The organism is Pseudomonas sp. GM60 (genome assembly GCF_000282415.1).
Classification (GTDB): domain Bacteria; phylum Pseudomonadota; class Gammaproteobacteria; order Pseudomonadales; family Pseudomonadaceae; genus Aquipseudomonas; species Aquipseudomonas migulae.
In genome coordinates this window covers 104,776-131,048 of record NZ_AKJI01000029.1, presented here as the reverse complement: position 1 = coordinate 131,048, position 26,273 = coordinate 104,776, and the positions used below count along the sequence as shown (strand labels likewise).

The window sequence follows — 26,273 nt, the reverse complement described above, 5'->3', positions numbered from 1 at the left end:
GCCAGGCTTAAGACCGAGGTGCACCCTTCGCGAGCAAGCCCGCTCCCACAGGGAAATGCATTCCAATGTGGGAGCGGGCTTGCTCGCGAAGGCGTCGGTACAGCTAATGAAGATCTATCGGGTTAACCAACAATCCCGCGAACAATGAAATACAGCAACGATGGCCCAAGCAAGCACCCAAGCCCGGTGTGGAACGTCGCCGTCAACGCCCCATAAGGCACCAACCGCCGATCCGTCGCCGCCAACCCGGCCGTCACACCGCTGACCGTACCGGCCAACCCGCCAAACACCATCGCCGAACGCGGGTTATCCAACCCCATCCAGCGCGCTGCCATCGGCGTGCCGACCATCACCAGAATCGCCTTGATCAACCCGGTGGCAATCGACAATGCGACCACATCGGAACTGGCACCAATCGCCGCGCCAGTCACCGGCCCGACGATGTAAGTCACCGCGCCCGCACCGATGGTGGTCATGCTTATTGCATCGCGATAACCGAACACCCAGGCAATGCTCGCCCCGACAATGAACGGCAACACCGTGCCCAGCAACAGCGCAATCACGCCGATCATCCCGGCCTTTTTCGCTTCAGTGGCCTGCACTTCAAACGCCGTGGCGACGATGGCAAAGTCGCGCAGCATCGCGCCGCCCATCAGACCGATACCCGAGAACAGTGTCAGGTCCGCCAGGCCTTTTTGCCCGCCGGTCATGGTGCCGCCGACCCACGCCAGGACCAGGCCGATGACAATGGCAATCGCCGAGCCATGAATCCGCCCGAACGTCAGGCGTTTGGACAACACCACCGACACCCACATGATCACGCCAACGAACGCGAACGCCGTGACCAGACCGTTAGTTGCCAAGCCCTTCTCGATGACTTCCAACATATCAGCGGCCTCCTACTGGCGTGCCAACGGGCGTGAGTTCCGCAGGTTCATCAGGCAACGGTTCGCCTTTGTGGGTCCGGCTGATCAGGGCAATGGTGCAACCGCAGAGCACCACCGAACCGATGGCCGCGAGCACCGCCACCGGGCCGCCGTGCAACGCGGTCACGACGTTCTGTTGCGCCGCCATCGCCACCACCACCGGAATGTACATGGCGCCCCAGAAGCCGACGCCCATCTCGCAATCCTTGGTCATGCCGCCGCGCTTTTGCATCCACAACCGCGCGCAGATCAGCAGGATCATCGCGATCCCGACCCCGCCCACATTGGATTTGACGCCCAGCAATACGCCCAGCGCATCGCCCAGAATCACCCCTGCCAGCGTACAGATCGCCAACAGCGCCACACCGTAAATAATCATTGTTGTAGTCCTCAAAGTGCATCGTCGAATGTTGTTTTTGTTGTTCGAAGGCCTGAGTCGGAGGTCTAGAGTTGGTGGCTTCCCTCCTCACGCAACAGCGCCTGCAAGGTGTCGAGCCGCGCCCCGTCGAAGGCAATCACGGTGCCCTGCTCGAACACCCGGCGCGCCAGCCCGGTCAGCACCGCACCAGGCGGCAGTTCGATTTGTAGCCGTACGCCGCGCTCGTAGGCGCTTTGTACCGTGCCGCGCCAATCGACGATGCGGCACATGTTGTAAGCCAGGTCTTCGCGCAGGGCTTCGATGTTGATGATTGGCCGCGCGCGACTGCCGCTCAGGTAGCCCACCGTCGGCGCTTTCAATTTCACATTGGCGAAGGCTTCGGCCAGGGTTTTCGCCGGCGCATCCAGCAGCGGACAGTGCGACGGCACGCTGACGGCAAGGCGCTTGGCCAGACCTGCGCCGCGCCCTTTCGCCAACTCGGCGACGGCCTTCATCGCGCCGTCGCTGCCGGCAATCACCACCTGGTTATCGGCGTTGATGTTGGCCAGGTAAACCGGCGTATCGACGCTGTGAACCTGCGCCAGCAAGCCTTCCACTGTGGATAAATCGAGACCGATGATCGCGGTCATGCCGTAGCCCTGTGGATAAGCCTGCTGCATCAATTCACCGCGCAGGCTGACCAGATACAGCGCATCGCTGAAGCTCAAGGCACCCGAAACCACGGCGGCCGGATAAGCACCAATGGACAAGCCCGCCACGTAATCCGGCGTCATCGATAACTGGCGCGAAGCCGCGACACCGGCAATCAACAGGCACAGCTGAACCGCCCGCGTCGATTTCAATGCTTCAGCGCAATCCAGCTGCAATGCGTCTTCGCCAAGCACTTCGCTCGCCTCGATCACCGTCTCGCGAGGCAAACGATGGAGCATGCCCGGCTGCTGCGCGCCTTGGCCGGGGAACACCAACAAACTGCTCACGCTGCTTGCTCCAGCGGGTTCCACGGATCAATCACAAGGCAAGCTCCGCTGGCGTTTTTCAGCAACACCCGACGCGCAGGACCGGCCCATTCACGCAGGGCGACGGCACCAAATGGCGTCTGCAATTGCATGTCCACCTGGCATGCGGCGCTGGCCAGAATATTCAGCAGTTCCTGCGCCTTTAACCGGTCCAGAACCTGCGGCGTACGCAGGACCAAATCCAGATCGCTGCCCTCATGCAAAGCAACAACGCCACAGGCCAATTCAAATCCGGCACTGCCGCTGACACCCCACACCCAACCGCAGCCATCGAGCAACGGCCGCAATTGGTTGAGTGCCTGCACGGCGGGCAAATCCCGATCGATCGAGACATGACACAGCGCTTCCGGTGTGACCCGACGCTGAACCGCATCGACCTCCATCACCGTCGCATACCGCTGCTCACGCAACCGACCACGCACCCCGACCGCGATGAAACCCGGCGTACTCAACGCACGCCGAACCACCACCGGCTGACCCGCGCTGATCGACTCGATCACCCACGCAGGCGCCTGCGCAGGCAACTGCTCCGGGGTCATCCCCCACAGCAGGTCGTGAGCGAGAAACGTGCTCACCACTGCGCTCTCAGCAGCTGGCGAACCGTGCTCGACGCAGCGCGGTTGCTCGCGCCCAAACGGCTGCTCAAATCGCGACCGCTTGCGGCAACATCACCAATCGCCAGATTCAGGCATTCCGTCACTCGCGCCAGATCCGCTGATGTTGGCTGCTCAATCTGTTCCACCGACAAGGTTTCCCACAGCAAACCGAGACTGGCGTAGCTGTCGATGTCATACGCCATCGGCGGCACGCTCGCGGCCAGTGCTTCCAGTTCTTCGACACTGCGCAAGGTCACCCGCGCCGCTGACGCCTTGCCCATCGCATGCACCATCACGCCCGGATCACGCAGCGCTATCAATCGATTGGCCTGATACCCATGCGCCAGAAACGCTCCCGACATCGCCTTGCCCACCAGCAAACCAATCACAGCGTGGCCAGCCAACCGGGCGCGGGCATAGCTGTCCGCCGCAGCGGCCAGCGCCTGATGAATGCCCAGCGCTTCTTCGCGCCGACCGTAAGCCTGACTCGGCACATCGATGATCGCGATCACGGCGCGCTTATGCGATTTATCAGCGTCAGCCACGATGATTTCATCCACCGCCTTGGCCAAGCCCCAACCTTCCAGCAAACCCACTTCACCGTTGCGAGCGCGGACGAAACGGTTGTCGGGATCTGCCACCACCGCGATAAACCGGACCGGTTGTTCGCCCACCACACCATCAGCGGCTTTCAGTGATGCAGGCAAACCCTCCACCGGTTTCGCGCCTGCACTCAAGGCGTTGAACCAGTTCAAACCTCTCAGGGAATACGAACTCATGAGCGCTCTCCTTGATACAGATCGCGAACCGTCGCGGCATCGATTTGCGGTTCGGCGTCCAGGCGGGCCAGCCGTTGCAGGAACAGATCGGCCTGACGACTGCGTTGTTGTTCCGGCAAGCCTTGTTGCAGCAATTCACTGACCTGCTGCCGGACCTGCGCCACGTCGTCAGCGACAAAGCGATCCACCAGACCGCTGGCAAAGCGTTGCTCGCCACCGGTCAGGCTCCAGATGAAAGGACGGTCGCGGGAGTCGTATTCCTCAAGCCCGGCTTCCTGTTCGATCACCTGCGGGCCGTTCAGGCCAAGACGCGCTTCCTGAGTCACCAACAAATAACTGCACAACCCCGCGGCAATCGACATCCCGCCAAAACAGCCGACGCTGCCCGCCACCACGCCGATCACCGGTTGGTACTGACGCAGATCGACAATCGCCGCATGAATGTCGGCAATCGCCGCCAACCCGAGGTTGGCTTCCTGCAAGCGCACGCCGCCGGTTTCCAGCAGCAACACGGCGCGGGTTGGAATGCCGTTGCGGTTGTCTTCAGCGGCGAGCTCCAGCGCACCGGCAATCTTCGCCCCGCCGACTTCACCGAGGCTGCCGCCCTGGAAAGCGCCTTCGATGGCAGCGATCACCACCGGCAAACCGCCGAGGCTGCCCTTGGCAATCACCACGCCGTCATCGGCTTGCGGCACCACGCCCTGGCGTGACAGCCACGGCGACATGACGCGTTGAAACGGGTCGAGCAATTCGCGGAAGGTACCGGCGTCGAGCAAGGCTTTCGCCCGGTGTCGGGCGCCGAGTTCGATGAAGCTGTGCTTGTGGAGGAGCGCTGCACTGTCAGTCATGGCCGATCTCCTCAAAGCCTTGTTCCAGACGCAAGCGCACCACACCGGGGGTCGCGCCGAAATCGTGGATATCGATGGCCATTGCCGGTGGTGTCTGGCCGTCGAACATCCGTGCGAACAGATGCTGCCAGCGTTGTTCGGCGCCATTGACCGAGGTCTGCACCTTGATGGTCAGCTTGCCGGCCTGACCCGGCTCGATCAGCACTTCCAGATCGCCCGAACCGACACAACCCACCAGCGTACGACCGCGTGGCGGCTGCCCGGCGGGGAATTCAAAGGATAAGGTTTCCATCAAAACGCTCCCTGGTTGATGCCGTCAGCCGACGCAATGCGGTCGATAAACAGGCAGGCCGCGAGTAAGTCCGCAGCGCCGCCGGGCGAGGCATTCAACGCGATTAATTGTTCGTCCAGTTCATGCAAGCGCCGGCGACCGGCAAGGCTGGCGCTGCCACCCGCGTCGAGCACTGCCTGGGCGCCGAGTTGCATGGTGTGCAGGCCTTGTTCGCCGGCGCGGTAGAGCACGCAGGTGTCACTCAGTTGAGTCATGATCGCCAGCAGCGCATCGAGCCGGGCGTTCTGTTCGCCATGGCCGGCGGCGCGGCTGCGTTTGAGTTGCGGCAGTGCGCGTTGAATCACCGAAGGGAAACCGAGTTGGGCTTCTTCACGGGCACCACGCGCGCCGTAACGTTGGGCGACTTGCGCGCCGTGGCTCAGAGGACGCGGGGCATATCGGTCGTCGAGTATCGCCAGTCGGGCTGCCCGCAACGCCACCGTGCTTGCGTGGGTATTCGAGCAGTCCAGCGCGGCGGCAGTGACCAGCAGCCCCAACGCCCAGATCGCGCCCCGATGTGTATTCACACCGTTAGTGGTGGCGAGCATGGTTTGCTCGCCCTCCCGGCCAATCCGTCCAATCGCTTCGCGCAGCGGTACACCGACTTCGCCAAACGCGATGGCCGATTCCGCCATTTCCTTGAATGCCGGCCACAGCGACAACGCCGAAGCGTGCATCAGCCCGAGGTGCAAATCGGTGTGTGCGCCATTGCCGCGACGATCCACCAGCGCCGGTTTCGGTGACAGGTCCGCTTCGTCGATCAGCGCGTCCACTGCCAGGTCCGCCAGCCGTTCGGCCAGCGACAGAGGTTTGGGTTGCAGGTTGAATGCGTGCATTACCAGCTCCTGAACTTGGCGGGAGGGTTGTAGAGACCACCGGACCACTCGACCAGATCGGCCACGCTTTTGGCGGCGAGCAATTCGCGGGTGGCGTCGGTGCGACGGATGCCGAGGTCCTCAGGCAAGGCGATCAAGCCTTCGCGACGCATCCGGGCGGTGTCTTTCGGGTTGTGACGCAGGCCGATGGCAGTCACGCCAGCGACGGCGGCGATCATCGCCTGACGCTCTTCCAGCGAGCGCGCCTTGTACAAATAGGCGATGCCTTCTTCGGTCAGCAGGTGGGTGACGTCGTCGCCGTAAATCATGATCGGCGCCAGCGGCATGCCGCTTTTCTTCGCCACTTCAATCGCGTCGAGGGTTTCGACGAAGGTCGGTTTGCCACCCTCCTGGAACGTCTCGACCATTTGCACCACGAGTTTCTTGCCGCGTTCGAGCAAGGGTTCCGGTGCATCGCCGTGGCGCATGTCGAGCCAGGCCGGCGTGCCGTGACGCCGCCCGCGCGGGTCATGCCCCATGTTTGGCGCCCCGCCGAAACCGGCCAGGCGCCCGCGAGTCACGGTGGAAGAATGGCCGTCGCCATCGACTTGCAGGGTCGCGCCGATGAACAGGTCCACCGCGTATTGCCCGGCCAGTTGGCTGAACATCCGGTTGGAGCGCAGCGAGCCGTCGCGCCCGGTGAAGAACACGTCCGGGCGCGCAGCAATGTAGTTTTCCATGCCCAGCTCGGTGCCGAAGCAATGCACGCTTTCGACCCAGCCGCTTTCGATGGCCGGGATCAAGGTCGGGTGCGGATTGAGTGTCCAGTTGCGGCAGATCTTGCCTTTGAGGCCGAGGGATTCGCCGTAGGTCGGCAGGATCAGTTCGATAGCGGCGGTGTTGAAGCCGATGCCGTGGTTCAGTGACTGCACGTTGTGTTTTTCGTAGATCCCGCGAATCGCCATCATCGCCATCAGCACGTGCACAGGCTTGATGTGCCGTGGGTCGCGGGTGAACAGCGGCTCGATGTAGAACGGCTTGTCGGCCACCACCACGAAATCGACCCAGGACGCGGGGATGTCGACGCGAGGCAGGTCAGTAACGTCATCGACAAGCTGGTTCACCTGAACGATGACGATGCCGTCGCTGAAGGCCGCTGGTTCGATCAATGCGGGCGTGTCTTCGGTGCTGGGGCCGGTGTAGATGTTGCCGGCGCGGTCGGCCATGAAACCGGCCGAGAGCACGACGTTGGGAATCAGGTCCACCACCAATCGTGCGTAGAGCTCGATGTAGGTGTGGATTGCGCCGATTTCCAGCAGGCCGTCTTCCAGCAACTGGCTGATGCGCAGGCTCTGGGTGCCGGCGAAAGAAAAATCGAGCTTGCGGGCGATGCCGCGTTCGAACAGGTCCAGATGCTCGGAGCGTCCGACGCTGGGCATGATCATGTGCAGGTCGTGGAGCCTGGCAGGATCGGCTTTAGCCAGTGAGCGCGAAAGGAAATCCGCTTGCTTCTGGTTGTTGCCCTCCAGTACCACGCGGTCGCCGGGCAGGATTAACGCCTCCAGCGCTGCCACGATGTTGTCGGTGGGCAGCACCACACCGTCAGCCAGGCCTTTGACCAACGCCAGACGCCGCTGCTTTTCGCTGCGCCGCCGCGTCCATCGCGAGTCGGGGGATATTGTTGTTGTCATGACCACTCCACGGGTTCGCTGTCGTGGGAGTCACCTTAGGAGGGTTGGGTGGGGGGCATCAATCAAGCAGAGTGGTGGATTGTTACGGTCAGGGTAATGGTTGAACCGGCCGACGCCATCGCGAGCAGGCTCGCTCCCACAGGGGAATGCGTTTCAAATGTGGGAGCGAGCCTGCTCGCGAAGTGGTCAGTCAGATCAACCCGGCATTTGTTAACAACTCTCCAGCGCCAGCAAGCCAAGCAGCTTGGATTTCTGACAAATTAAGTTATGTATCAAACCGGGTTTTCTCTGCTTCAAGCTTGAGTCTCTTTACTTCAAGGTGGAGTCTCATTTTGCCAAGCCGCTTCAAATTCCGATCCGATGTTGCCATCTCCATCCGCATCTGTTGAAGTTTTGAATCCATTATTTCTATTTGGGCTTTAGTTTTAAAACGTTCTGATTGTAGCTTTGCTAAAGCAGGGGTTATTTCTGAAATACCACCAACACCTTTTATTTCCAAAGTTAACTTATTTATATCTGCAATTACAAAGCCAAATGCCTGTCTATGCTGCTCCAACTCCGGGCGCCTGTTTTTTTCATACACAGGAATTAAATGCGACATTCGAGGATCAGGAAATAAATACTCTCCCTCAGAATTAATAAGTTTCGAAACAGCATTTGTGTCTTTCTTTTTGAGGCTTGACCGTACCTCACCCCAAAATGCGCGGCTTTTTTTTATACTCAAAGCCGTATCCTTAGTGGTCTGAAGGTGGGGGGCCTGTATCACAGGCTTCCACATCCTACCTTCTGGATCACTCCTATTGACTGGATCTCCGGAACAATAGCAATAGGCGTTTATACCGCCTTCACCAAACGGACTTAAACTGTCCGGGCTATTAAACCGAAGTAAATTCGGATTGAACGCACGATATCCATTACCCAATAAATAGTGTCCGGTGACCGCATCTGGCCGCTCACCATTAAAACCCAGCAAACTGGTTAAACCACTTTCTGCGCGACGATGACCATAGGGTGAGTAAACAATCGGAAGCGGACGCTCGCCAACTGTGTGCATCACTGAACGCTGCTGATCTGTGGCCCATAAATCCGTTTCCAGTGTGTCGCCCAAACGTTTCTGTTGCGCCAACAACTGATCACCCTGCTGCACGATTGAACAGCGCGCCAAGCCCTGAATCTCTGTGACCAGTCTGCTTTTGCAGTAAAAGCGCTGAAGAGTGCCCTGTTTGGCCGGGTTCAAACCAATCAGACAGTCCAGCGGATCATAGTGATAAGTGCAGAGTACTTCTTTGTATTGGGAAGGCATTGACAGGGCTCCTGCTGGTCCTTGCTGATGGCATTGAGCTTCGGCCATCGAGCTGAGAGTGTCGACTAGCAGAACTGATAGGTAGACGCTGTCCCGAGAACAGCCACTTAGTCAGCGAACAAAAATCTGGAGGCGAAATGTTGACTGGTATTTTGCGGCAGCACTACTGACGCTTTCGCGGGCAAGCCTCGCTCCTACAGGATTTGCGCCATTTTCGAAACTGACGCAGCACCTGTAGGAGCGAGGCTTGCCCGCGAAGGGGCCGGAACATTCACTCACTGCAATTTTCAATGCCGGAGAGCAATGAACGATAAGTCCCAAAAAAGGACCGATCGGTCCCTTTTGGGGAATCTTCAACCTTTGGACACCTTCGCCAGACGACTGGTTTTTTGTGTTTAAACATTTGTCCGCAGGAACGGTTGGAGGCTACGAAGTCTGGCGTCGCTGCCTACAGCAATGCCGGATCCCGCTGACTGGTGCGCTTTTGCGCTGATCTTTATCGTTTGTGTGTCGCTGCCAAATCAGCGACCGGGTCTGGAACCCCCGAAAAAAACGGGAGCAAATGCGCCATTTATAACGAATGGACCAACTCCAATCTGTAAGCGGAAACTCATTATGTCCAAGGAAACGCCAAACTCAGCAGATAACATTGACACCGACCACCTAGAAGCCCTCGAAGCCGAGAAACTCAAGGAAGCCGCCGACCGCGTCTTCGCGCACTACTTCCCCCCGGCCGACGAAAAACCGGGCAAGCACCGAAAATTCCAGCTATTTACCGTCGCCCCCGATATCAACACCGAAGCCCTTCTGGCCAATGCCTCTGAGGACCTGCTGTCTATCAGCGCCATTGCGGCCGATCTGGCGGACGGGGTGGAAGGCTCACGTCGCTCGGTAGCCTTGGCGCTCAGCCGAATGGCTGATGGCGTGCAGTTGTTGGTTGAGCGGGCGCTGGATCACCATGAGGCGTTGGCTCAGGCCAAGGTTTAGCCGTCAGGTTTTCGGTGAATTGAAGACCGCTATCGCGAGCAGGCTCGCTCCTACAGGGGTTTTGTGTGCGCCCCGATCCATTGTAGGAGCGAGGCTTGCCCGCGAAGGGGCCAGTCAGACCAGCCCGGCACTCACAAGCAACTCCTCCAGCGCCAGCAAGTCAGGCACTTTGGCCACTTGATCGCCCACCTGCACCGCCGCCTGCTCCAGCGCGCACAACGGCACATCGACGTAGCTGAGCTGACTGTCGAGCTTGTAGGAACGAGGAATCCCCTGCACCAGCAAGGCAATGAACTTCAGCTCAGGCCGCCCGCCCAGCGCATTGAGAATCACGATCCGCGCGCGCTCGCCAATCACGATTTTATCGCCACACGCCGACTCAAAGCTCAGCAACGGAATCTGCCGCTCCCGCCAGCTCACCCGCCCCAGGTACCACGGCGGCGTATCGAGATCGAACGCCCCCGGCTGATAGTCAATCAACTCCGCAACCGCGACGTTGGGCAAAATCAGGTTGCGGTCAGCCAGGGGCAGCAGCAGCCCGGTGAGGTTGCTGGTGCGATGCTCAAGCATGGGTTTTGCTCCACAGGGCGATGCTTTCGAGCAGCACCGATTCCTGATACGGCTTGCCGAGGTAGTCGTTGACGCCGATGGCCATGGCGCGGTCGCGGTGTTTCTGGCCGGTGCGCGAGGTGATCATGATGATCGGCAGGTGTTGCAGTCGCTCGTCGGCGCGCACCTGGGTGGCGACTTCGAAACCGTCCATGCGCGGCATTTCGATGTCCAGCAGCATCAGGTCCGGCATGTGGTCTTCGAGCAGCAGCATGGCATCAACGCCGTCCTTGGCCGTCAGCACGTTCATGCCGTGGCGTTCGAGTAAACGACTGGTGACCTTGCGCACGGTGACCGAGTCGTCGACCACCATGACCAGCAAGGGCTTGTGCGGCTCGGGTTCGGGGTCTTGAAGCAGCCGTCGTTGCGGCACCTGCGCCTGCATCGCGCGGATCGGCGCCAACAGATCGAGAATCAGCACCACGCGGCCATCGCCCAGAATCGTCGCCCCGGACAAGCCCTGCACCGCCGCAAATTGTGGGCCGAGGCTTTTCACCACGATCTCGCGGGTGCCGGCCATGGCATCGACTTGCACGGCGATGTGGCGCTCGTTGCACTGCACCAGCAACACCGGCAACGGCAGGCTCTGGCCCAGCAGTTTCGGACGTGTGCTGGTTTTCAGCAGTTCACCCAAGTAACACAGTTCATAGTGCTGCCCGGCGTATTTGTAAGTCGGCGGATCGAGCCGGTAATGCCCTTCGAGTTCGTTGGGCAGCACGCGCACAATGCCGTCGATGGTGTTCAGCGGGATCGCATATTGATCCTCACCGCACTGCACCATCAGCGCCCGGTTGACCGACACGGTGAACGGCAGGCGAATGCGGAAATGCACGCCCTGCCCCGCCACAGAGTCGATGCTCATCGTGCCGCCGAGTTGCCGGACTTCTTCATGAACCACGTCCATGCCCACGCCGCGCCCGGAAATCTGGGTGATTTTCTCGGCCGTGGAGAACCCCGGTTGCAGGATGAACTGCAGCACGTCGCGGTCGCTGATGTCGCTGTCGGCGGCGAGCAACCCGCGCTTGATTGCCTTGCGCCGCACCGCGTCCAGAGGCACTCCGGCGCCGTCGTCGCGGATGTCGAAAATGATGTCGCCGCCCTCGCGGGACAGGTCGAGGGTGATCCGCCCCTGCGCCGGTTTTCCGGCCGCGATGCGCACTTCGGCGGATTCGAGGCCATGGTCCACCGCGTTGCGCAGCATGTGTTCCAGCGGCGCGGCCATGCGTTCGAGGACGTTGCGGTCCATCTCGCCTTCGGCGTTGCCGACCACGAATTCCACCTCCTTGCCCAGCTCGCTAGAGACCTGGCGGACGATGCGCTTCAAGCGCGGCAGCATCCGCTCGAACGGCACCATGCGCGAGCGCATCAGACCTTCCTGCAATTCGGTGTTGATGCGGCCTTGCTGTTGCAGCAGGTTCTCCGCGTCCTGATTACGCCGGTCGAGGGTTTCCTTGAGGTCGAGCAGGTCGGAAGCGGATTCGAACAGTGCCCGCGACAGCTGCTGCAACTGCGAGTGACGGTCCATTTCCAGCGGGTCGAATTCTTCGTAGCCCGAGCGTTCGGCGTCGACTTGCTGGCGGCTGAGAATCCTGCCCTGGGTTTCGGTATCGAGCCGGCGCAATTGATCGCGCATGCGCTCGATGGTGGTTTCCATTTCGTTCAGCGCCACGCGCGCATCGTTGACCTGCTGTTCGATGCGACCACGGAAGATTGAAGTTTCCCCGGCCAGGTTAACCAGGTCGTCGAGCAGCTCTGCCGAGACCTTGACCATGTCGGCACCGGTATCGGCTTGTGGCGCAAGCGGCTCGACCTTGGGTGCAACCGGTGTGGCAACGGGTGTTTCCGGCACTTCCGGATGGCTGAAATTCCTGATCGCGTCGATCAGCCGATCCGCTGGTGGCAATGGTTGACCAGCGCGGGTCGCGTCGAGCATCTGCGCCAGTCGGTCATGGCTGCTTTGCAGCAGGCCGAACAGCGCGGCGGTCGGTTTCAACACACCGGCGGACAAGCCTTCGTAGAGAAATTCCAGCTCATGGGCGAGGTCGCCGATCGGGCCGATTTCCACCATCCGCGCACCACCCTTGAGGGTGTGCAGATCGCGCAGCAGAGTTTCCATTTCCTGACGATTGGCAGGTTCGGCCTGCCAGCGAACCAGCGCCGCGCCGGAGTTTTCGATGATGTCGAAACCTTCCTCAAGGAAGATCTCCAGCAACTCCGGATCATGCCCCGGCGAGTCCTCGGCCCGCACAGGCTCGGCGACTTCCGGCGCACTGGCGTTGCCTTGGCGGAACTCGCGAATGGCTTCGATCAGCTCACCCGGATCACCCAGTGGCTTGTGGTGCTGCAATTGCTCAAGCAGTTGCGCCAGTCGGTCATGGCTCTGCTGCAACAGCTGCGCCAGGGTTTCGTTGTGGCTGTAACGGCGATCGACAAGCCCTTCGTAAAGGCTTTCCAGCTCATGGGCGAGGCCTGCGACCGGCTCGACTTCGGCCATCCGCGCACCGCCCTTGAGCGTGTGCAAATCCCGCTGCAACGACAACAACGGCGCGGCGTTGTCCGGGTCTTTCAGCCAGCGCTGCAAGGCCTGACCGGCGCTTTCGAGGATGTCCACCGCCTCTTCGAGGAAGATCGAAACGATCTCGTCGTCCAGATCCGCTACGCGGTCAACTGTAGGAGCCGGCTTGCCGGCGATGGGCTCGAAGGCGCCGCGGTTTTCCAAGGAAAACGCGTCATCGTTAACGTCCATCGCCGGCAAGCCGGCTCCTACAGGGGAATGTGCGAGTTCTGCGGTGGCGGCGCCCAGTTCGCGAATGCTCAGGGTGCGGCTGCCGTCGCTGCGAATCAGGCCCATGGCCGATGGATCGAGGCTTTCATCGAGCAAGTCGCGCAAGGCCCGGATGCGCTCCGGTTGCGGGCTGACTTCCTGACCGGCCGCGAGTTCGTCGAGCATGTTGATCAGCGCTTCGTGGGCACTTTGCGCCTCATGGAAAAACGCCTCGCTGACCGCCAGGCTGCTTTCTTCCACGGCGCCGTAGAGATCGAGCAAGGCTTCACAAAGCTCATCCACCGGATGCAGATCGGCCAGGTGCGCGCCTTCGCCGAGGGTGGTCAATTCATCCAACAGCGCACTGAGTTCCTGACGTTCACCGGGGTGCTGCTGCCAACGCTGCAACAGGCTTTCCGCGTCCAGCAGGATGTCCATGCCCTGGGCCAGGAAGTTGTTGATCAACTGCGGATCGCGCTTGGTTCTGAGCGCCATGCTCGGCGTGCTCAACAGGGCTTCCAGGCGCTCGGCCAGCAGCGCCTGGGTTCTTTCGATCAACGAACGGGCCCCGGGAATCTCGGCCAACGGATCGACCTTGAGCTGTCGCAACCCGACGCGGAACACGCCTTCGGCTTCCAGCAGCAGCTCGACTTCGTCGAGGTCCAGCGCGATCAGGTGCGCCTTGTATTCACGGGCCAGTTTGTCCAGCGGCGTCGCCAGCTCGGCAATCGGCAAAACGCCGGCCATCGACGCGCTGCCTTTGAGCGTGTGCAAGGCACGTTGCAGTTCGTCACTGGCCTGCAACGGCACATGTTCGGCGGCCTGATCGAGGAAGCGGTTGAGGCTGGCCAGATGGGTTTCGGCTTCGTTGCGGAAGATCTCCAGCAACAACGGATCGAGGGCGGCGACATCCTGCACGTCCTCATCGGCCAACGGCTTGTCACCCTTGGCGAGCGCGTGGGCACGGGCGGCCAATTGGTCGACGTCGTTGCGCTGACGCTGAGCATTGCCGGCAAATTCAGCCACCAGTTCCGGCAGCAGGTTCAATACATCGCCGAGCAGTTGCTGCACCGCCGGCCCCGGTTCAACGCTGCGTTCCAGCACGCGGTTGAGCAGGTTTTCCACGGCCCACGCCAGCTCACCCAGCACCAGCGCGCGCACCATCCGGCCACTGCCTTTGAGCGTGTGGAAGGCTCGGCGCAGTTCACCCAGGGTCGATTCGCTCTCGGGGTTGTTCGCCCAGCGCGGCAAGTATTCCCGGAGGATTTCCAGGACTTCGTCAGTTTCTTCGAGGAAGACTTCGCGCAGTTCATCGTCCACCGGTTCTTCACCCGGAGGCGGTGGCAACAGGCTGCCCGGCGTATTCAGGGCGGGCGGATTGACCGCCGACACCGGGTTGGCGAGGACATCGGCCAGGGTCTGGACGACGTCGGGATCGTCCAGTTCCTGCTGGTCCTGCATCACCTGTGCCTCACTCGGGCTTAGCACTTCATCCAGCACAGGGACATTGTGTTCGCTGGGGAAAAAGCCGAGCGCTGCCAGGCTCTTCTCCGCAACGTCGAGCAATTGTTCACCGGACGCTTCAGCGTCGTCGCTCAGGCGTTCAAGGTAATACTCGATGCTGGTGATGACGTCGGCCAGGCTGTCCAGCGCCTGCCAGCCAGGCTGGTCCGGCTCCAGCAGCAGATGCTCGCGGATAAAGTGGTTGCAGGCGTCGATCAGGCTCGCCGCACGGCTCAGCGGAATCATCGCCAGCGCGCCGCGCACCTGGGTGAGCAAGGCCGGCAACGGTTGCAAATGCTGGCGGTCCCAGTCGGCGTCGATGTAGTCGACGACCATGTCCTTGGCCTGCTGCAGGCAGATGCGTGCTTCCTTGATCACGATCTGGTGGATCTGCGTCAGGTCGGTGGTCGGCAGGCGGCTGTCTTCCTGGCTCTCCGGCTCGACTGTGCCGACCATCCCGGCGAGCGTCGCCTCGACGTAAAGCAAGGCGCCGGCGACATCCATCAGGATCGCGTCGTTGGGTTCGCGTTGCCCCTGAGCGAGGCTCAACACCACCGCGAGCTGATCGATGATGACCTTGCGCGGCTGGCCGAAACCGAGCACCGCCAGGGTGTCGGCGATTTGCCGCAAGGGTGCCAGCAAGCTATCGAGGTCCGAGGCATGCTGGCGGTCGCTGCGCACGAACAGGTCGAGGCGTTCTTTGACCCGCACCAGTTCTTCGCACAGCGCGGCCAGCACCGAGCGCATGGCATCACGGTCCGGGCCGGCCAGCCGTGCCCGTTCTTCGTCGACCATCGCGCTGTCAGGCAGCGCATCGTCCAGTCCGTAGCGATCTTTCATGGTCAGCATCTGCCCGGTGGGGTGTTCGGCTTTGGCGATGTAAAACAGCAAACTCTTGAGCAACTCCGGCGGTGCCGGCTGATTGATCGCGGACATGCCCTGTTCAAGCAAGCGCTTGAGTTCTTTGTCGGCGTCCTTGAACAGGCTGCGCAGGGCCGGGCTGTTGGCGATCGAGCCGCCGCGCATGCCTTCGACCAGCGCCGAGGCAACTTGCCACAACGGGCTCAGCGGCGCATTCCCGCACAGCCCTTCGAGGCGTGAAAATACGGTGCTCAGGTAACCGAGATGGGTGTCGTCATCCTGTTCGCGCAGCAACCCGACCAGGGCCATCTGCAACATCTGGCGCAATTTGCGCAGCACGTTCGGCAGGTCCGCCGGCTCCAGCAGCGCCAGCGCCTCGTCATCCAGTGACGGCAAGTCCGGTAATTGCGGGGTGAACAGGCTGGTTTCCGATAACAGGCTTTCGCCACGGGCACTGCGCAGGTCGTTGATCAACGGCAACACCACCAGCGGCAGGTCGCGGCGCGCGCCTTGTACGCGGTCGAGATAGATCGGCAGCTGACCGATCGCTTGCAGCAACAAGTGGATCGCTTCGTCACGATGAATGACGCGGTTCTGCTGCAAGGCGGCAGTCAGTTGTTCCATTTCTTCGGCGAGCAGGGCCGCGCCGTAGAACTCGACCATCTGCAAACTGCCGTGAACCTGATGGATGCACGCCAGGCATTCACTGAGGGCGTGCGTCGCCTGAGGGTCATCAAGCAACGTTTCAATCGCCTGGTGAGCCACTTTCAGTGTTTCGGCAATCTCGCCTTTGACCCACTCGAGGGCCACATAGTCGTGCCGATCACCCATAACCACTCCGTTCATCGTTCGAACGCCCTCGGGCGCCTCACACTTTATCCACAGTCTGCGCCTTGGCGGCCGGCAAGGTGAAACCGGACACCGAACGTCGCAGCTGGCTGGCCATTTTCGCCAGGTTGCCGATGCTCTCGGCCGTAGCGGTGGAACCGGACGAGGTCTGCGTGGTGATCTGCTGGATCACGTTCATCGTCAGGGAAATCTGCCCAGCCGAAGACGTCTGCTGTTGTGCCGCGTTGGAAATACTCTGGATCAACGCCGCGAGGGTTTTCGACACGCCTTCGATTTCTTCCAGAGCCACACCGGCATCCTGCGCCAGACGCGCGCCACGCACCACTTCGGTGGTGGTCTGCTCCATGGAAATCACCGCTTCATTGGTGTCGGCCTGGATCGCCCGCACCAGGGTTTCGATCTGCCGCGTCGCAGCGGACGAGCGCTCGGCCAACCGTTGCACCTCGTCGGCCACCACCGCAAAACCGCGCCCGGCATCACCGGCCATGGAGGCCTGGATCGCGGCGTTGAGTGCAAGAATGTTGGTCTGGTCGGCAATGTCATCGATCAGGCTGACAATGTCGCCGATCTCTTGCGAAGACTCGCCCAGGCGCTTGATGCGCTTGGCCGTGTCCTGGATCTGCTCGCGAATGTTGTCCATGCCGTGGATGGTGTTGTGCACCACCTCGTTGCCCTTGTTAGCGATTTCCACCGAGCGCTCGGCCACCGCCGAGGATTCGGCGGCGTTGGCCGACACCTGATCGATGGACTGCGCCATGTCGTTGATCGCGGTGGAGGCTTCGCTGATTTGTTGCGCCTGATGCTCCGAGGCCTGCGCCAGGTGCATGGCGGTGGCCTGGGTTTCCTGCACGGCGGCGGCGACCTGGCCGGCGGTGAGGTTGATTGTTGCCACCAGATCACGCAGCTGGTCCACGGAATAGTTGATCGAATCGGCGATGGTCCCGGTGAAGTCTTCGGTCACCGAAGCGGTCACGGTCAGGTCGCCGTCGGCCAGGTCTTCGATCTCGTCGAGCAGGCGCATGATCGCGTTCTGGTTGCGCTCGTTCTTCTCAGCGGTTTCGCGCAACTGACGATTGGTTTCGCGCACCATCACCATCCCGATAAGGATGATCGACATCAGCGCCGCCAGACCCAGCACGTAGCCACCAATGGTGTCTGTATTGCGCCCGCTGGCGAGGTTTTCGAACCCGGAGGCCAGGTGCGAGGCTTCGTCGAGCAGGGTTTGCGACAGGCTGAATATGTTGGTCGCCGATTCGCGGACCTTGAACAGTTCCGGCGAGGTTTCGAGGATTTCATCCACCGAACCCGAGACGAATTCGAACAGCTCGGAAATCTCGATCAAGCGGGCACGGGCATCGTGGTCTTCGACCTGGCTGACTTTCAGTGCCGGATTGCCCTGGAGCATACCCGTGAGCACCAGGCCGAAACGCGCGGCGTCGCGGCCAAACGCGTCGGCAGCCTGTTGCGAATTTTCGTCGCCGGACAGCACGGTGTTTACCGCGCCGAGGATACGTTCGGCCAACAACGACTGACGCTGGGCCATCGCCACCTGAGCGGCGGGCGCGCCGCGTTGCAGGAGAATTTCGACGACTTTTTCGTACTCGACCTGCAACTGCGGCACGGTTTCAGCGAGGGTGGCGGCGACTTGATGCAGCGACAAAACCGTCTGTTCGCTGGAAAGGATCGCGTCGGTGTTTTTCAGCACACGCTCCCAATCCAGCTGCACGGCGCGCATTTCCGGGCGCACGGCGGACGGTGCCGGCGGCAGCCCGGTGGAAGGGTCGCCTTTCTTCAGATAACCCCAGCGCTGGGCAAAATCGTTGCGCGCATCGCTGAGCAACTTGAACGCCGCTGCCTTGCCGGCGGCGGCTTCAGTGGCGTTTTTGGCGATGCGCTGGGACAGCACGCGCAGCTCACCGGCGTGGCCGATGTACTGTTTATCGTACGAGGCCTGGGTGTTGAGGTAAGCGAAGTTGGCGAACAGCAGCATGATGAAGACAATCAGCGCGATGAACAGCGCGATGATCTGCGAGCGGCTGCGCGATCCTTCTGGCTTGCCTGTTTTAGCTTTTATCATCGGTCCTCGCCTGTTAACCAACACCTGTGAAGCTTGCCACCCCCTGTAGGAGCCGGCTTGCTGGCGATTCAGACGACGCGGCGTGTCAGGCGCGCCGCCATCGCCAGCAAGCCGGCTCCTACAGGGTCGGCGTTTACAGCGCTACGTGCATGAAGCTTTGCGACCGCACCAGCGCAAACGGGCTGAACACCTGCCAATTCTGCTCACGCTGAAACCGGCCCTTGATGAACGGTGCAATCGGGCCACTCAAGTTATCCACCGGCTCCAGACTGTCCTGGGCAAAGTGCTGAAGGCCGAAAACCTCATCGACCATCAACCCGGCAAACACCTCGTTATGCTCCACCACCAGCACTCGCCGCTGCTTGCGCACTGCCGACAATTCGTGCCCGAAGAAGGCACTCAAATCCATCATCGGCAGCAAGCGCCCACGCAGGTTGGCCACGCCCTTGACCCAAGGCTTGACCCCCGGCAACTGGGTGAAGCGCGGTTCATGCAGGACTTCGCTGACTTCACCCATCGGCGCGACGTACCACGCCTCGCCCAAACGAAAACCGATGCCGCTCCAGCTGTCCTGTCGGGTTGGCTGCGACGGCAGATCCGCCGCCAGCAGACGACAGCGCTGGTCGATCTGCAGCAGCAGTTCGAAGGCGGTCAACGACTCGGTCATGGTCGGGTGATCAACCGGCCAGCACGTTGTTCAGGGTTTTGATCAGGGTGTCTTCGTCGACCGGTTTGGTCAGGTAATCCTTGGCGCCCTGGCGCGTGCCCCAGACCTTGTCGGTTTCCTGATCCTTGGTGGTGATGATGATCACCGGGATGTGCCCGGTTTCCGGGTCTTTGGTCAACTGACGGGTCGCCTGGAAACCGTTGAGGCCGGGCATGACGATGTCCATCAGCACGGCGTCGGGTTTTTCCTGACGGGCCAGGGCCACGCCGTCGGCGCCGTTTTCGGCTTTCAACACTTCATGACCGTGCTTTTCCAGCATGCCGGTCAGTTTGTACATTTCGGTCGGCGAATCATCGACGATCAGAATACGTGCCATGGTTTTCCCCATTCTTGTCGACGCCGGGCCCGCTGGCCGAGCGTCACTGTGCGTGTCCTACTGCGGCAAAACGGCGGCGAAGCCCGGTACATGGGCCTGGATCGCGTTAAGCAGTTCTTCCTTGCTGAAAGGCTTGGTCAAAAACTGGTCGGAGCCGACGATGCGCCCCTTGGCCTTGTCGAACAACCCGTCCTTGGACGACAGCATGATCACTGGCGTGGACTTGAACGCACTGTTGTTCTTGATTAAAGCGCAGGTCTGATAGCCATCCAGACGCGGCATCATGATGTCGACAAAGATGATGCCGGGATGATGATCGGCAATCTTCGCCAGCGCATCGAAACCATCGATGGCCGTAATGACTTCACAACCCACATTCTTCAACAGCGTTTCGGCGGTGCGACGAATCGTCTTCGAATCGTCGATCACCATGACCTTCAAGGCGCTGGAATGCTGGCCCATAAATGCTCTACCGTCGCCTTTGCGAATCAAATTGTCCGTTTTCCGGTTACCGGCGGCTTGAAACCCTTGATACTCAAGGGCCAGCACGACATGGCAGCCTTTTTAGCACAGTCTCCAAATGCAATCTATCGGGCGTCCTTTGAAGTGGTTTTTCCTTGACCGGGAACACACTCAGCGCCACTCTGACGCCACTTTTATACGGTCCTTTGGATTGATCTTTTGTGGGAGCGAGCCTGCTCGCGATGGTCGTCAACGATGACGCGTGCCAGCAGGATAAGCGCGGTGTCCTGAAGTCCATCGCGAGCAGGCTCGCTCCTACAGGGGACTTACATAGGCCTCCCCCACTTCAGAGGAAAAACCCATGAGCGTTCGCGTCGGGATTGTCATGGATCCCATTGCCAGCATCTCCTATAAAAAGGATAGCTCGCTGGCCATGCTGCTGGCCGCACAGAAGCGCGGCTGGGAACTGTTCTATATGGAACAGCGCGACTTGTATCAAGGCGAAGGTGAAGCCCGGGCGCGGATGCGGCCGCTGAAAGTTTTTGCCAACCCGGAAAAATGGTTCGAGCTGGAAGACGAGACCGACGCGCTGCTGAGCGATCTGGACGTGATCCTGATGCGCAAGGATCCGCCGTTCGACATGGAGTTCGTCTACTCCACTTACCTGCTCGAGCAAGCCGAGCGCGCGGGCGTGCTGGTGGTCAACAAGCCGCAGAGCCTGCGTGACTGCAATGAAAAACTGTTCGCCACCCTGTTCCCGCAGTGCACGCCGCCGACCGTGGTCAGCCGCCGCGCCGACGTGCTGCGTGAATTCGCCGCCAAACATGGCGATGTGATCCTCAAGCCGCTGGACGGCATGGGCGGCACCTCGATCTTCCGTCATCGCGCAGGTGACCCGAACCTGTCGGTGATCCTGGAAACCCTGACCGCGCTGGGCACCCAGCAGATCATGGGCCAGGCGTACCTGCCGGCGATCAAGGACGGCGACAAACGCATCCTGATGATCGACGGCGAGCCGGTGGATTATTGCCTGGCGCGGATTCCGGCGGCCGGCGAAACCCGCGGCAACCTCGCCGCCGGTGGTCGTGGCGAAGCCCGTCCGTTGAGCGACAAGGATCGCTGGATCGCTGCCCAGGTCGGCCCGACCCTGCGCGAGAAAGGCCTGCTGTTCGTGGGTCTCGACGTGATCGGCGAGCACCTGACGGAAATCAACGTCACCAGCCCGACCTGCATTCGCGAGATTGATAACGCCTTCGGCACCGACATCGGCGGCCTGTTGATGGATGCCATCGATCAGAAGCTCAAGGCCCGTTGATATAGAACACCCAAGATGAAACCAACATTGCGCTATCATGCGCGGCCTCTGAAAAACGCGATGTTGGTTTTCTTGTCATGACACTTCCGTCCGATCTGCCCGCTGAACTCGCCCATCGTGGCGTGCGCCCGGCTGATCGCCTCGGATTTACCCTGTTTCTCGCGGCGTTGATTCACCTGGCCTTGCTGTTGGGCGTCGGCTTTACGATGGTCGAACCCAAACAAATCAGCAAAACCCTGGAAATCACCCTCGCCACCTTCAAGAGCGAAAAGAAACCGGCGAAGGCCGACTTTCTCGCGCAGGAAAATCAGGAAGGCAGCGGCACCCTGGATAAAAAGGCGATTCCCAAGACCACCGAGGTCGCGCCGTTCCAGGACAACAAGGTGCAAAAAGTCACGCCACCGCCGGCCGCCAAGCCTGAAGTCCAGGAAGCAGCGCCCAAGGCTGCCGTGACCACCGTCGCACCGAAGCCGAAGAAAGCCGCGGCCAAGACCGAAGAGCCCAAACCTGCCACCAAACCCGCCATCGCCGCGCCGACGTTCGACAGTGAACAGCTGTCCAGCGACATCGCCAGCCTCGAAGCGGAACTGGCCAACGAACAACAGCTGTACGCCAAGCGCCCGCGTATCCACCGCCTGAGCGCGGCCTCGACCATGCGCGACAAAGGCGCCTGGTATAAGGATGAGTGGCGCAAAAAGGTCGAGCGCATCGGTAACCTCAATTATCCGGATGAAGCGCGGCGCAAACAGATTTACGGCAATTTGCGCTTGATGGTTTCGATCAACCGCGACGGCTCGCTTTTTGAAGTATTGGTGCTGGAGTCGTCCGGGCAACCGCTGCTGGATCAGGCGGCACAGCGAATTGTGCGGCTGGCTGCGCCGTTTTCGCCGTTTACCGGGGATTTGTCGGACATCGACCGACTGGAAATCATCCGCACCTGGAAATTTGCACGCGGGGACCGGCTGTCCAGTAATTAACCACAGCGTACAACCCTGTGGGAGCGAGCCTGCTCGCGATGGCGGTCTGTCTGACACCTCAATTTTGAATGTGCCGCCGTCATCGCGAGCAGGCTCGCTCCCACATTTGATCTGTGTCGACAGCCAAATTGCGGCATCCCCAGCTTGTCAGTTCGCCCCTCCAACGCCACACTAGCGCTCATGAAGAACGTCAGCCCAAGCTACCTCAAGCATCACTTCCTGATCGCCATGCCTCACATGGCCGACCCGAACTTTGCCCACACCTTGACCTACATCGTCGAGCACACGGCCAATGGTGCCATGGGGCTGGTGGTCAACCGTCCGCAAGACCTGAATCTGGCCGATATCCTCGAGCAATTGCGCCCCAATATCGAGCCACTGCTGCTCTGCCAGCATGTGCCGATCTTCATCGGCGGCCCGGTGCAGACCGATCGCGGTTTTGTCCTGCACCCGTCGGGCAAGCAGTTTCAGGCGACCGTTGATCTGGAAGGCGACCTCTCGTTGTCCACCTCCCAGGACGTATTGTTCGCGATCGCCGATGGCGTCGGTCCGGCAAAAAGCCTGATCGCCCTCGGTTACGCAGGCTGGGAAGCCGGGCAACTTGAGGCCGAACTGGCGCAGAACGCCTGGCTGACCTGCCCGTTCGATGCCGACATCCTGTTCAACACCAGCAGCGAACTGCGCCTCGAAGCAGCGGCCAAGCACCTGGGCGTCAACCTCAGCCTGCTCACCAGCCAGGCAGGACACGCCTGATGGCCCTGCGGCTGATTATGGGCTTCGACTACGGCACCAAACAGATCGGCGTGGCGGTTGGCCAGGTGATTACCGGCCAGGCCCGCGAGCTGTGCACCTTGAAGGCACAAAACGGCGTGCCCGACTGGAATCAGGTCGAAGCGCTGATCAAAGAGTGGAAACCCGATGCCGTGGTGGTCGGCCTGCCGTTGAATATGGACGGCACGCCCAGCGACATGTGCCTGCGCGCCGAGAAATTCGCCCGCCGCCTCAACGGCCGCTACAACCTGCCCTTCTATACCCACGATGAACGCCTGACCACGTTTGAAGCCAAGGGCGAACGACGTGATCGCGGCGGGCAAAAGGGCAGTTACCGCGACAACCCGGTCGACGCCATCGCCGCCGCCCTGCTGCTGCAAGGCTGGCTCGATGAAAACAGCGCACTGTTCGAATCCTGAAGAGCCGTAACAAGCGACTCTCTATAGCGACAACCCGAGCCACCTCCAGCAGCACCCGGCTCGGGCCCAAGAAGGAGCAACCATGAGCCTGCCCAATCCCGCCGAACTGATCAGCCAGATGGCGATCCGTCTCAAGGCACATCTGGAACACCGTGGCATCAGCGAACCGCGCTACATCGGTATTCGTACCGGCGGCGTCTGGGTTGCCCAGGCGTTGCTCGAAGAACTGGGCAGCGATGCGCCGCTCGGCACCCTGGACGTGTCTTTCTACCGTGACGATTTCAGCCAGAACGGCCTGCACCCGCAGGTGCGCCCTTCGGCGCTGCCGTTTGAGATCGAAGGCCAGGACCTGGTGCTGATCGACGACGTGCTGATGAGTGGCCGCACCATCCGCGCCGCGATGAACGAACTCTTCGACTACGGCCGCCCCGCCAGCGTGACGCTGGTGTGCCTGCTGGACCTGGACGCCGGCGAACTGCCGATCCGCCCGAACGTGGTCGGCGCGACGCTATCGCTGGCCGCCCACGAGCGTGTGAAGCTGTCCGGCCCGGAACTCAAGCTCGAACTGCAAGACCTCGCCCTTTAATTCGCCCTATTGAGAGTCCCCCTCGCGATGACGCCTCTAGAAACCAAGCGCCCGCTGCAGCTCAATGATCAGGGCCAGCTGCGCCACTTCCTCTCGCTCGACGGCTTGCGCCGTGAGCTGCTGACGGAAATCCTCGACACCGCCGACTCGTTCCTCGAAGTCGGCGCCCGGGCAGTGAAGAAAGTCCCGTTGCTGCGCGGCAAGACCGTGTGCAACGTGTTCTTCGAGAACTCCACCCGCACCCGCACCACCTTCGAACTGGCGGCCCAGCGCTTGTCGGCGGACGTGATCACCCTCAACGTCTCGACATCGTCGGCGAGCAAGGGCGAAACCCTGCTCGACACCCTGCGCAACCTGGAAGCCATGGCCGCCGACATGTTCGTCGTGCGTCACGGTGATTCCGGCGCCGCGCACTTCATCGCCGAACACGTGTGCCCGCAAGTGGCGATCATCAACGGCGGCGACGGCCGTCACGCGCACCCGACCCAAGGCATGCTCGACATGCTGACGATCCGTCGGCACAAAGGCAGCTTCGAAAACCTTTCCGTGGCCATCGTTGGCGACATCCTGCACTCGCGGGTAGCGCGCTCGAACATGCTGGCGCTGAAAACCCTCGGCTGCCCGGACATCCGCGTGATCGCGCCGAAAACCCTGCTGCCGATCGGCATCGAGCAATACGGCGTGAAGGTCTACACCGACATGACCGAAGGCCTGAAAGACGTCGACGTGGTGATCATGTTGCGCCTGCAACGCGAACGCATGACTGGCGGCCTGCTGCCGAGCGAGGGCGAGTTCTATCGCCTGTTCGGCCTGACCACCGCGCGCCTGGCCGGGGCCAAACCGGATTGCATCGTCATGCACCCGGGGCCAATCAACCGGGGAGTTGAGATTGAGTCGGCGGTGGCCGACGGTCCGCATTCGGTGATTCTCAACCAGGTAACCTACGGCATCGCGATTCGTATGGCCGTGCTGTCCATGGCCATGAGCGGGCAGACTGCCCAGCGCCAATTCGAGCAGGAGAACGTTCAGTGAAGCTCAGCATTCTCGGCGCCCGCGTGATCGATCCAGTCAGCGGGCTGGATCAAGTGACTGATATCCACATCGAAGCCTGCAAGATCGTCGCCCTTGGCGCCGCACCCGCCGGTTTTGTTGCCGTCGATACCATCGACGCCCAAGGCCTGGTGGCTGCACCGGGGCTGGTTGACCTGAACGTCGCCCTGCGCGAGCCGGGCTACAGCCGCAAAGGCTCGATCGTCAGCGAAACCCGCGCCGCCGCTGCCGGTGGCGTGACCAGCCTGTGCTGCCCGCCGAAAACCAAACCGGTGCTGGACACCTCGGCCGTGGCCGAACTGATCCTCGACCGCGCCCGCGAGGCCGGCAACACCAAGGTGTTCCCGATTGGCGCCCTGAGCAAAGGCCTGGACGGCGAGCAACTGGCCGAGCTCGTGGCGTTGCGCGATGCCGGTTGCGTAGCCTTCGGCAACGGTCTGGAAAGCTTTCGCAACACCCGCACCCTGTGCCGGGCGCTGGAGTACGCGGCGACCTTTGACCTGACGGTGATTTTCAACTCGCAGGACCATGATCTGGCCGAAGGTGGCTTGGCGCATGAAGGCCCGACCGCCAGCTTCCTCGGCTTGCCGGGTATTCCGGAAACCGCAGAAACCGTGGCGCTGGCCCGCGATCTGTTGCTGGTCGAGCAAAGTGGCGTGCGTGCGCACTTCAGCCAGCTGACCAGCGCTCGCGGCGTGGCCCTGATTGCTCAGGCTCAGGCGCGTGGATTGCCGGTGACGGCGGATGTCGCCCTGTACCAGTTGATCCTGACTGATGAAGCGCTGATCGACTTCAGCAGCCTCTATCACGTCCAGCCGCCGCTGCGCACCCGCGCAGACCGTGATGGCTTGCGTGAGGCGGTGAAGTCCGGGGTGGTTTCGGCGATCTCCAGTCATCACCAGCCCCATGAACGGGACGCCAAACTGGCGCCGTTCGGTGCGACGGAACCAGGGATCAGCAGCGTTGAACTGTTGCTGCCGCTGGCGATGACGCTGGTGGAAGACGGTTTGCTCGACCTGCCGACGTTGCTGGCACGCCTGAGTGCCGGGCCTGCGCAAGCCTTGCGCTTGCCGGCGGGGAAACTGGCGGTAGGTGGTGCGGCGGATATCGTGCTGTTCGATCCGGCGGCTTCGACCGTGGCCGGTGAAACCTGGCTGTCCAAGGGTGAGAACTGCCCGTTCATTGGGCATAGCTTGCCGGGCGTGGTGCGTTACACGCTGGTGGATGGGCGGATTAGCCACCAGGCGTAAGACCGCGTTATCCCCATCGCCGGCAAGCCGGCTCCTACAGGTTTATTGGTTGGCCGTGAAATTGCG

The 26,273-nt window shown here is 61.3% G+C and carries 25 protein-coding genes; 9 read left to right on the top strand and 16 right to left on the bottom strand.

All coding sequences use genetic code 11. The annotated features are described in order from the left end of the window. Positions 1-122 precede the first annotated feature (122 nt). From madM to PMI32_RS29580, 10 genes are all read right to left on the bottom strand, one after another. Positions 123-887 (bottom strand): malonate transporter subunit MadM, encoded by a 765-nt coding sequence (madM, locus tag PMI32_RS22540; RefSeq protein ID WP_008026230.1) that lies wholly within the window; start codon positions 885-887, stop codon positions 123-125. Between the two features lies 1 nt (position 888). Continuing rightward, complete coding sequence (madL, locus tag PMI32_RS22545) at positions 889-1,305, bottom strand: malonate transporter subunit MadL (RefSeq protein ID WP_008026228.1); 417 nt, start codon at positions 1,303-1,305, stop codon at positions 889-891. 65 nt (positions 1,306-1,370) lie between these two features. Continuing rightward, positions 1,371-2,282 (bottom strand): malonate decarboxylase subunit epsilon, encoded by a 912-nt coding sequence (gene mdcH, locus PMI32_RS22550; RefSeq protein ID WP_008026225.1) that lies wholly within the window; start codon positions 2,280-2,282, stop codon positions 1,371-1,373. Next, positions 2,279-2,899, bottom strand: a complete 621-nt coding sequence (locus PMI32_RS22555; RefSeq protein ID WP_008026223.1) for a malonate decarboxylase holo-ACP synthase — start codon at positions 2,897-2,899, stop codon at positions 2,279-2,281. The genes mdcH and PMI32_RS22555 overlap by 4 nt, the downstream gene beginning before the upstream one ends. Next, positions 2,893-3,696: a biotin-independent malonate decarboxylase subunit gamma gene (gene mdcE / locus PMI32_RS22560; RefSeq protein WP_008026221.1), complete on the bottom strand. Its 804-nt coding sequence runs from the start codon at positions 3,694-3,696 to the stop codon at positions 2,893-2,895. The genes PMI32_RS22555 and mdcE overlap by 7 nt, the downstream gene beginning before the upstream one ends. Continuing rightward, complete coding sequence (locus PMI32_RS22565; protein ID WP_008026220.1) at positions 3,693-4,544, bottom strand: biotin-independent malonate decarboxylase subunit beta; 852 nt, start codon at positions 4,542-4,544, stop codon at positions 3,693-3,695. Before PMI32_RS22565 ends, mdcE begins: the two co-directional genes overlap by 4 nt. Then, positions 4,537-4,836 carry a malonate decarboxylase subunit delta gene (locus tag PMI32_RS22570; RefSeq protein ID WP_008026217.1) on the bottom strand — a complete coding sequence of 100 codons (300 nt, stop codon included), beginning with the start codon at positions 4,834-4,836 and terminating at the stop codon, positions 4,537-4,539. Before PMI32_RS22570 ends, PMI32_RS22565 begins: the two co-directional genes overlap by 8 nt. Continuing rightward, on the bottom strand, positions 4,836-5,711 hold the full coding sequence (locus PMI32_RS22575) for a triphosphoribosyl-dephospho-CoA synthase (protein ID WP_008026215.1): 876 nt from the start codon (positions 5,709-5,711) through the stop codon (positions 4,836-4,838). The genes PMI32_RS22570 and PMI32_RS22575 overlap by 1 nt, the downstream gene beginning before the upstream one ends. Further along, complete coding sequence (gene mdcA / locus PMI32_RS22580) at positions 5,711-7,381, bottom strand: malonate decarboxylase subunit alpha (RefSeq protein WP_008026213.1); 1,671 nt, start codon at positions 7,379-7,381, stop codon at positions 5,711-5,713. The genes PMI32_RS22575 and mdcA overlap by 1 nt, the downstream gene beginning before the upstream one ends. A gap of 265 nt (positions 7,382-7,646) precedes the next feature. Further along, positions 7,647-8,684: an RHS repeat-associated core domain-containing protein gene (locus PMI32_RS29580; RefSeq protein WP_008026211.1), complete on the bottom strand. Its 1,038-nt coding sequence runs from the start codon at positions 8,682-8,684 to the stop codon at positions 7,647-7,649. Positions 8,685-9,299: 615 nt separating this feature from the next. Here PMI32_RS29580 and PMI32_RS22585 point away from each other — a divergent pair. Further along, positions 9,300-9,671, top strand: coding sequence for a DUF6124 family protein (locus PMI32_RS22585; protein ID WP_008026209.1), 372 nt, complete (start codon positions 9,300-9,302; stop codon positions 9,669-9,671). A 114-nt stretch (positions 9,672-9,785) separates the two neighbouring features. Here the strand turns inward: PMI32_RS22585 and PMI32_RS22590 are convergent, their stop codons facing one another. From PMI32_RS22590 to pilG, 6 genes are all read right to left on the bottom strand, one after another. After that, the gene (locus PMI32_RS22590) at positions 9,786-10,241 is read right to left on the bottom strand and encodes a chemotaxis protein CheW (protein ID WP_008026207.1); all 456 of its coding nucleotides are present in this window, start codon (positions 10,239-10,241) and stop codon (positions 9,786-9,788) included. Beyond that, positions 10,234-16,239, bottom strand: a complete 6,006-nt coding sequence (locus PMI32_RS22595; RefSeq protein WP_008026205.1) for an Hpt domain-containing protein — start codon at positions 16,237-16,239, stop codon at positions 10,234-10,236. Before PMI32_RS22595 ends, PMI32_RS22590 begins: the two co-directional genes overlap by 8 nt. A gap of 37 nt (positions 16,240-16,276) precedes the next feature. Continuing rightward, positions 16,277-18,334: a methyl-accepting chemotaxis protein gene (locus tag PMI32_RS22600; RefSeq protein ID WP_008026203.1), complete on the bottom strand. Its 2,058-nt coding sequence runs from the start codon at positions 18,332-18,334 to the stop codon at positions 16,277-16,279. A gap of 133 nt (positions 18,335-18,467) precedes the next feature. Continuing rightward, positions 18,468-19,001 carry a chemotaxis protein CheW gene (locus PMI32_RS22605; protein ID WP_008026202.1) on the bottom strand — a complete coding sequence of 178 codons (534 nt, stop codon included), beginning with the start codon at positions 18,999-19,001 and terminating at the stop codon, positions 18,468-18,470. A gap of 10 nt (positions 19,002-19,011) precedes the next feature. Then, positions 19,012-19,377: a twitching motility response regulator PilH gene (pilH, locus tag PMI32_RS22610; protein ID WP_007897961.1), complete on the bottom strand. Its 366-nt coding sequence runs from the start codon at positions 19,375-19,377 to the stop codon at positions 19,012-19,014. Positions 19,378-19,434: 57 nt separating this feature from the next. After that, positions 19,435-19,839, bottom strand: coding sequence for a twitching motility response regulator PilG (gene pilG / locus PMI32_RS22615; RefSeq protein WP_008026200.1), 405 nt, complete (start codon positions 19,837-19,839; stop codon positions 19,435-19,437). Here pilG and PMI32_RS30230 point away from each other — a divergent pair. The 8 genes from PMI32_RS30230 (at position 19,828) to PMI32_RS22650 (ending at position 26,207) form a co-directional block, all read left to right on the top strand. Continuing rightward, positions 19,828-19,998: a hypothetical protein gene (locus PMI32_RS30230; protein WP_157214348.1), complete on the top strand. Its 171-nt coding sequence runs from the start codon at positions 19,828-19,830 to the stop codon at positions 19,996-19,998. The genes pilG and PMI32_RS30230 overlap by 12 nt on opposite strands. 202 nt (positions 19,999-20,200) lie before the next feature. Next, complete coding sequence (gshB, locus tag PMI32_RS22620) at positions 20,201-21,154, top strand: glutathione synthase (protein ID WP_008026199.1); 954 nt, start codon at positions 20,201-20,203, stop codon at positions 21,152-21,154. 77 nt (positions 21,155-21,231) lie between these two features. After that, positions 21,232-22,131 carry an energy transducer TonB gene (locus PMI32_RS22625; protein WP_008026197.1) on the top strand — a complete coding sequence of 300 codons (900 nt, stop codon included), beginning with the start codon at positions 21,232-21,234 and terminating at the stop codon, positions 22,129-22,131. Between the two features lie 180 nt (positions 22,132-22,311). After that, a complete protein-coding gene (locus PMI32_RS22630) occupies positions 22,312-22,884 on the top strand; it encodes a YqgE/AlgH family protein (protein ID WP_008026194.1) in 573 nt (190 codons plus the stop codon). Next, positions 22,884-23,321, top strand: coding sequence for a Holliday junction resolvase RuvX (gene ruvX / locus PMI32_RS22635; RefSeq protein WP_008026193.1), 438 nt, complete (start codon positions 22,884-22,886; stop codon positions 23,319-23,321). The genes PMI32_RS22630 and ruvX overlap by 1 nt, the downstream gene beginning before the upstream one ends. An 82-nt stretch (positions 23,322-23,403) precedes the next feature. Continuing rightward, complete coding sequence (pyrR, locus tag PMI32_RS22640; RefSeq protein WP_008026190.1) at positions 23,404-23,907, top strand: bifunctional pyr operon transcriptional regulator/uracil phosphoribosyltransferase PyrR; 504 nt, start codon at positions 23,404-23,406, stop codon at positions 23,905-23,907. A gap of 27 nt (positions 23,908-23,934) precedes the next feature. Further along, positions 23,935-24,939 (top strand): aspartate carbamoyltransferase catalytic subunit, encoded by a 1,005-nt coding sequence (locus PMI32_RS22645; protein WP_008026189.1) that lies wholly within the window; start codon positions 23,935-23,937, stop codon positions 24,937-24,939. Further along, the gene (locus tag PMI32_RS22650) at positions 24,936-26,207 is read left to right on the top strand and encodes a dihydroorotase (protein WP_008026186.1); all 1,272 of its coding nucleotides are present in this window, start codon (positions 24,936-24,938) and stop codon (positions 26,205-26,207) included. The genes PMI32_RS22645 and PMI32_RS22650 overlap by 4 nt, the downstream gene beginning before the upstream one ends. Positions 26,208-26,273 lie beyond the last annotated feature (66 nt).

Bases quoted from the DNA above. Each gene is read 5' to 3' on its own strand.
- madM (WP_008026230.1), bottom strand. From the start codon at position 887: ATGTTGGAAGTCATCGAGAAGGGCTTGGCAACTAACGGTCTGGTCACG.
- pyrR (WP_008026190.1), top strand. From the start codon at position 23,404: ATGAGCCTGCCCAATCCCGCCGAACTGATCAGCCAGATGGCGATCCGT.
- PMI32_RS22590 (WP_008026207.1), bottom strand. From the start codon at position 10,241: ATGCTTGAGCATCGCACCAGCAACCTCACCGGGCTGCTGCTGCCCCTG.
- madL (WP_008026228.1), bottom strand. From the start codon at position 1,305: ATGATTATTTACGGTGTGGCGCTGTTGGCGATCTGTACGCTGGCAGGG.
- gshB (WP_008026199.1), top strand. From the start codon at position 20,201: ATGAGCGTTCGCGTCGGGATTGTCATGGATCCCATTGCCAGCATCTCC.
- mdcE (WP_008026221.1), bottom strand. From the start codon at position 3,696: ATGAGTTCGTATTCCCTGAGAGGTTTGAACTGGTTCAACGCCTTGAGT.
- pilG (WP_008026200.1), bottom strand. From the start codon at position 19,839: ATGGGCCAGCATTCCAGCGCCTTGAAGGTCATGGTGATCGACGATTCG.
- PMI32_RS22645 (WP_008026189.1), top strand. From the start codon at position 23,935: ATGACGCCTCTAGAAACCAAGCGCCCGCTGCAGCTCAATGATCAGGGC.
- ruvX (WP_008026193.1), top strand. From the start codon at position 22,884: ATGGCCCTGCGGCTGATTATGGGCTTCGACTACGGCACCAAACAGATC.
- PMI32_RS30230 (WP_157214348.1), top strand. From the start codon at position 19,828: ATGCTGGCCCATAAATGCTCTACCGTCGCCTTTGCGAATCAAATTGTC.
- PMI32_RS22595 (WP_008026205.1), bottom strand. From the start codon at position 16,239: ATGGGTGATCGGCACGACTATGTGGCCCTCGAGTGGGTCAAAGGCGAG.
- mdcA (WP_008026213.1), bottom strand. From the start codon at position 7,381: ATGACAACAACAATATCCCCCGACTCGCGATGGACGCGGCGGCGCAGC.
- PMI32_RS22600 (WP_008026203.1), bottom strand. From the start codon at position 18,334: ATGATAAAAGCTAAAACAGGCAAGCCAGAAGGATCGCGCAGCCGCTCG.
- PMI32_RS22585 (WP_008026209.1), top strand. From the start codon at position 9,300: ATGTCCAAGGAAACGCCAAACTCAGCAGATAACATTGACACCGACCAC.
- PMI32_RS22630 (WP_008026194.1), top strand. From the start codon at position 22,312: ATGAAGAACGTCAGCCCAAGCTACCTCAAGCATCACTTCCTGATCGCC.
- PMI32_RS22575 (WP_008026215.1), bottom strand. From the start codon at position 5,711: ATGCACGCATTCAACCTGCAACCCAAACCTCTGTCGCTGGCCGAACGG.
- PMI32_RS22565 (WP_008026220.1), bottom strand. From the start codon at position 4,544: ATGACTGACAGTGCAGCGCTCCTCCACAAGCACAGCTTCATCGAACTC.
- PMI32_RS22570 (WP_008026217.1), bottom strand. From the start codon at position 4,836: ATGGAAACCTTATCCTTTGAATTCCCCGCCGGGCAGCCGCCACGCGGT.
- PMI32_RS22605 (WP_008026202.1), bottom strand. From the start codon at position 19,001: ATGACCGAGTCGTTGACCGCCTTCGAACTGCTGCTGCAGATCGACCAG.
- PMI32_RS29580 (WP_008026211.1), bottom strand. From the start codon at position 8,684: ATGCCTTCCCAATACAAAGAAGTACTCTGCACTTATCACTATGATCCG.
- PMI32_RS22625 (WP_008026197.1), top strand. From the start codon at position 21,232: ATGACACTTCCGTCCGATCTGCCCGCTGAACTCGCCCATCGTGGCGTG.
- pilH (WP_007897961.1), bottom strand. From the start codon at position 19,377: ATGGCACGTATTCTGATCGTCGATGATTCGCCGACCGAAATGTACAAA.